This is a genomic window from Thauera phenylacetica B4P (assembly GCF_000310225.1).
GTDB lineage: Bacteria > Pseudomonadota > Gammaproteobacteria > Burkholderiales > Rhodocyclaceae > Thauera > Thauera phenylacetica.
Window position 1 is genome coordinate 1 of record NZ_AMXF01000285.1, and the last position, 4542, is coordinate 4542.

General features: G+C 68.8%; 6 protein-coding genes. 4 read left to right on the top strand and 2 right to left on the bottom strand.

The window, feature by feature from the left end:
• The 3 genes from C667_RS20465 to C667_RS20475 form a co-directional block, all read left to right on the top strand.
• Nucleotides 1–343, top strand: a 343-nt coding sequence (locus C667_RS20465) for an energy transducer TonB (protein ID WP_004380751.1), incomplete at its 5' end; no start/stop codon positions are given.
• A gap of 2 nt (nt 344–345) precedes the next feature.
• Nucleotides 346–1107 carry a MotA/TolQ/ExbB proton channel family protein gene (locus tag C667_RS20470; RefSeq protein WP_004380753.1) on the top strand — a complete coding sequence of 254 codons (762 nt, stop codon included), beginning with the start codon at nt 346–348 and terminating at the stop codon, nt 1105–1107.
• Complete coding sequence (locus tag C667_RS20475; RefSeq protein WP_004380755.1) at nt 1107–1523, top strand: ExbD/TolR family protein; 417 nt, start codon at nt 1107–1109, stop codon at nt 1521–1523. Before C667_RS20470 ends, C667_RS20475 begins: the two co-directional genes overlap by 1 nt.
• Before the next feature lie 105 nt (nt 1524–1628).
• Here the strand turns inward: C667_RS20475 and C667_RS20480 are convergent, their stop codons facing one another.
• Both C667_RS20480 and C667_RS20485 read right to left on the bottom strand, forming a co-directional pair.
• The gene (locus C667_RS20480) at nt 1629–2054 is read right to left on the bottom strand and encodes a Fur family transcriptional regulator (RefSeq protein ID WP_039922512.1); all 426 of its coding nucleotides are present in this window, start codon (nt 2052–2054) and stop codon (nt 1629–1631) included.
• 163 nt (nt 2055–2217) lie between these two features.
• On the bottom strand, nt 2218–3219 hold the full coding sequence (locus tag C667_RS20485) for a cytochrome-c peroxidase (RefSeq protein WP_083881373.1): 1002 nt from the start codon (nt 3217–3219) through the stop codon (nt 2218–2220).
• A 283-nt stretch (nt 3220–3502) separates the two neighbouring features.
• On the opposite strand from C667_RS20485, the gene C667_RS20490 reads away from it, so the two are divergent.
• The coding region (locus C667_RS20490) for an efflux RND transporter periplasmic adaptor subunit (RefSeq protein ID WP_004380760.1) at nt 3503–4542 on the top strand (1040 nt) is incomplete at its 3' end.

A 4542-nucleotide genomic window follows, 5' to 3' on the forward strand; every position in this document is an offset into this window, starting at 1 on the left:
GCCCGCGCCCGCACCGCCTGCCGCCGCACCCGCGGCGACGGCCGCGCCCGCAACGGTCACCGCCGCGCGCTTCGACGCCGCCTACCTCAACAACCCGCGCCCCGGCTACCCGGCCTTGTCGCGCCGCCTGCGCGAGGAGGGCCAGGTGACACTGCGCGTGCTGGTGTCGCCCGACGGCCAGCCCGCGCAGGTCGAACTGCGCACCAGCTCCGGCTCCGAGCGTCTCGACCGCGCCGCGCGCGAGGCGGTGGCGCGCTGGCGCTTCGTGCCCGCGCGCCGCGGCGACATCGCGATCGAATCCTGGGTCCTGGTACCCATCGTCTTCAAACTCCAAGGAAACTGAGCATGGACAGTTCGCAGGCCTTCGGCCTCGCCCACCTGTGGGCGCAATCCGACAACATCATCCGCGCGGTCGCGCTCATCCTGCTGGTGATGTCGATCACCAGCTGGTACCTGATCCTCAGCCGCGCGCTCCGCCAGCTCCGTGCGCGCAGCCACAGCGGCGCGGTCGATGCCTTCTGGGCCGCCCCCGACCTCGACGCCGGCCTGCGCGTGCTCGCCGAGCGCGCCCCGGAGTCGCCCGTCGAGGCGCTCGCCCAGCAGGGCGCCGCTGCCGCCCAGCACATTCGCCGGCATACCCACGGCAACACGCTCGGCGGCAAGCTCGACACCGACGAGGTCATCACCCGCGCGCTGCGCAAGTCGATCGCGCTGTCGACCGCGGCGCTCGAGTCCGGCCTCACCGTGCTCGCCTCGATCGGCTCGACCGCGCCCTTCGTCGGCCTCTTCGGCACGGTGTGGGGCATCTACCACGCGCTGGTGAACATCAGCGTCTCGGGCATGGCGACGCTGGACAAGGTGGCGGGCCCGGTCGGCGAGGCCCTGATCATGACCGCCTTCGGCCTCTTCGTCGCCATCCCGGCGGTACTGGCCTACAACGCCATCACGCGCGCCAACCGCGTCGAGCTCTCCGAACTGGACGCCTTCGCGCATGACCTGCACGCCTGGTTCGCGACCGGCTCGCGCATCGCCGCGGTGACCGGCTCCGCACCGCGCGCGGCCGAGGTCGCCGCGGGCACGCCGGCCGGCGCGCACGGAGCGGCGTGATGGCCTTCGGAGGATTCAGCCAGGGCGAGGCACGCGCCCCGCAGAGCGACATCAACATGGTGCCGCTGATCGACGTCATGCTGGTGCTGCTGATCGTGTTCATGATCACCGCGCCGCTACTCACCCACTCGGTCAAGATCGACCTGCCGCAGGCCTCCAGCGCACCGACCGAGCAGAAGCCGGAGACCGTGGCACTGTCGATCGACGGCGACGGCCGGGTGTTCTGGAACAACGAGGCGGTCGACGAGGTCGCCCTGCCCGCGCGGCTCGCCGCCGCCGCGGCGCAGAAACCCCAGCCCGAGCTGCACCTGCGCGCCGACCGCAACACGCGCTACGAGGTGATCGCGGAGGTGATGGCCGAGGCGCGCAGCGCCGGCATCGAGAAGATGGGCTTCGTGACCGTACCGGAACGCTGAGCGTCGAGGCCTGGACGGACAAAAGCGCCCGGGCGCGGAACCGTTCCGCGCCCGGGCGCTTTTTTGATTGCCGACTCCGCGGACCCGGAACCCGGGACGCGAGGGTCAGGCGGCGCGGTTGCGAACGCGGACGATCACGTCGATCTCGTCGAGCACCAAGCCCGCGGGCAGGCGGGGCTCGCCGATCACGCGCAGCTCGTCGTCCGAGATGTCGCGTACCTCGCCGGTGTCGATGTTGTAGAGGTGGTGATGCGGCGTGGTCGTGGAGTCGTACACCACGCGCTGCGGGTCGACGAACAGCTCGCGGATCATCCTTTTCTCGCTGAACAGCCGCAGGGTGTTGTACACCGTCGCACGCGAGACGTCGGGCGAAGCCTCAAGCACCTTGGCCCAGATCTGATCTGCCGAAAGATGAACCGGCGCGGAGAACAGGGCACGCGCAATCTCGATGCGCTGGTGGGTGACGGGGATGCCAGCCTGGCGAAGGCAGGCGATGGCGTCGGAGGAAGCGTAAGCGTAAGCGTTCATCATGGCAATCGACCCTCTGGTTGCGCAGCCGCAATACTCGCGGATATGCATTAGTCCATGTCTCAATGCTGGACTCGGTCGCAGGCAGTGTCAATAATCCATGAGAACTAGTACCGGGGCACGACCTTGCGGTCGTGCCCCGGGCGGATTGCGACGAACCGGATGATTACTTGAACGGATCCGGACGCGGCGTCTCGTTGCTCGACGGCGGCAGGATCGGCATCGCGATCTGCGGCAGCTCGCCGGTCAGGGTCTTCAGGAAGGCGACGATCTGGCCGATCTCGTCCTTGCTGTAGGTGCGGCCGAGCTGCAGCCGACCCATGGTGTCCACCGCCTGCTCCAGCGTCGCGGCCTCGCCGTCATGGAAGTACGGATAGGTCAGCTCGACGTTACGCAGGGTCGGCACCTTGAAGTTGAAGCGGTCGGCGTCGGCGCCGGTGACCGCGGAGCGGCCTTCGGCGGGCGAGCTGCTCTTGTACGGCTCGACCACGCCCATGCGCTGGAAGGAGGTGCCGCCGGCCGCCGGGCCGTTGTGGCAGGCCACGCAGCCGCTCTCCTTGAACAGGGTGTAGCCGGCGAGCTCCTTCTCGGACAGCGCCTTGTCGTCGCCCTTCAACCACTTGTCGAAGCGCGAGTTGGGCGTGACCAGGGTCTTCTCGAACTCGGCGATCGAGTCGGTGATCATCTCGATGTCGATCTTGTCCTTGCCGTACACCGACTTGAACTCGGCGACGTAGCCCGGGATCGACTGCAGGATGTCGATCGCCAGGGTGTGCGGCATGTTCATCTCGACGTCGGCCTGGATCGGGCCACCCGCCTGCTCCTTGAGGTCGGCCGCGCGGCCGTCCCAGAACTGGGCGATCGCCAGGCTGGAGTTATAGACCGTGGGCGAGTTGACCGGGCCGGCCCTCCATCCGTGGCCGATCGAGGTCTTCAGGTTGTCGGTGCCACCCATCGACAGGTTGTGGCAGGTGTTGCAGGAGATGATGCCCGACATCGACAGGCGCGGCTCGAACCACAGCTTCTTGCCCAGCTCGACCTTGGCGGCGTTGTCCACCTTGGCGGGCTCGATCGGCTTGATCAGCTCGTCCCGGACGCTCGAGGCGGCCCAGGCGCTGCCCACCACCACCAATGCCACTGCCACGCTCGTTGCCTTCAACTTCATCATCATGGTGCTTCTCCTTGCCAGCTCGGCGAATTACCGCTTCTTGGATGCACACCCCGCCTTGGGCGCGGTGTTGGGACCGGCTCATTAGAACTCGTCTAAACAAACCATTTCTTGATCATGGTCAACGTTTGGACGTTACAAGACGGAACGCGGCGCGTCCCCGAGGGTCTTCCCACCGGTCGCGGCGCTGCATTCCGATACAAGCGGAGCTGCGCCCGCCCGCTATGCTCTCCCTCGTGACTCGACGAAACCCCCGGCCGCTCGCCCGGGAACGCGGAACGCCATGAACGACGACAAGCCCTCCAACCGCTCCACCCGCCCGCGCTGGGGACGCCGCGCCGTGCTGATCCTGCTGCCGCTGCTGCTCGCGGGCGCCTGGTACGGCCGCAGCGCCTTCCTCGGCGAGCGCGATCCCGCCACCAATTACCAGTTCTCCGCAGTCCAGCGTGGCGACATCGAGGACGTCGTCACCGCCACCGGCACCCTGCAGCCGCGCGACTATGTGGACGTGGGCGCGCAGGTCTCCGGCCAGCTGCGCAAGATCCACGTCGAGGTCGGCCACACGGTGGAGGCCGGCCAGCTGCTCGCCGAGATCGACCCCACGGTGTATCGCGCCCGGGTCGACGCCTCGCGCGCCCAGCTCAGGAACCTGCGCGCGCAGCTCAAGGACCGCGAGGCCCAGCTCGCCCTCGCGCAGATCCAGCTCCGCCGCCAGCGCGCGCTGATGGCCGAGGACGCCACCACCAAGGAGAGCCTGCAGACCGCCGAAGCCTCGGCCAAGTCGGCGGCGGCGCAGCTCGAGGCGCTGCGCGCGCAGATCGAGCAGATCGAATCCACCCTGCGCGCCGACGAGGCCAACCTGCAGTACGCCCGCATCCTGTCGCCGATGGCCGGCACCGTGGTGTCGATCAGCGCGCGCCAGGGCCAGACGCTCAACACCAACCAGCAGGCGCCGGTGGTGATGCGCATCGCCGACCTGTCCACGATGACCGTGCAGACGCAGGTGTCGGAGGCCGACATCGGCCGCCTGAAGCTGGGCATGGAGGCCTACTTCACCACCCTGGGCGGCAGCGGCAAGCGCTGGCACGGCAAGCTCGAGAAGGTCGAGCCCACGCCCACGGTGACCAACAACGTGGTGCTCTACAACGCGCTCTTCGACGTGCTCAACCCCGACGGCCGGCTGATGACGCAGATGACCGCGCAGGTCTTCTTCGTGGTCGCGCAGGCCCGGGACGCGCTGCTGATCCCGATGGCCGCGCTCGGCCAGGCCCCGCCGCGCGCGCCCCAGGCGGGTGGCGCGGCCGCCCCTGCCGTCCCGCCCTC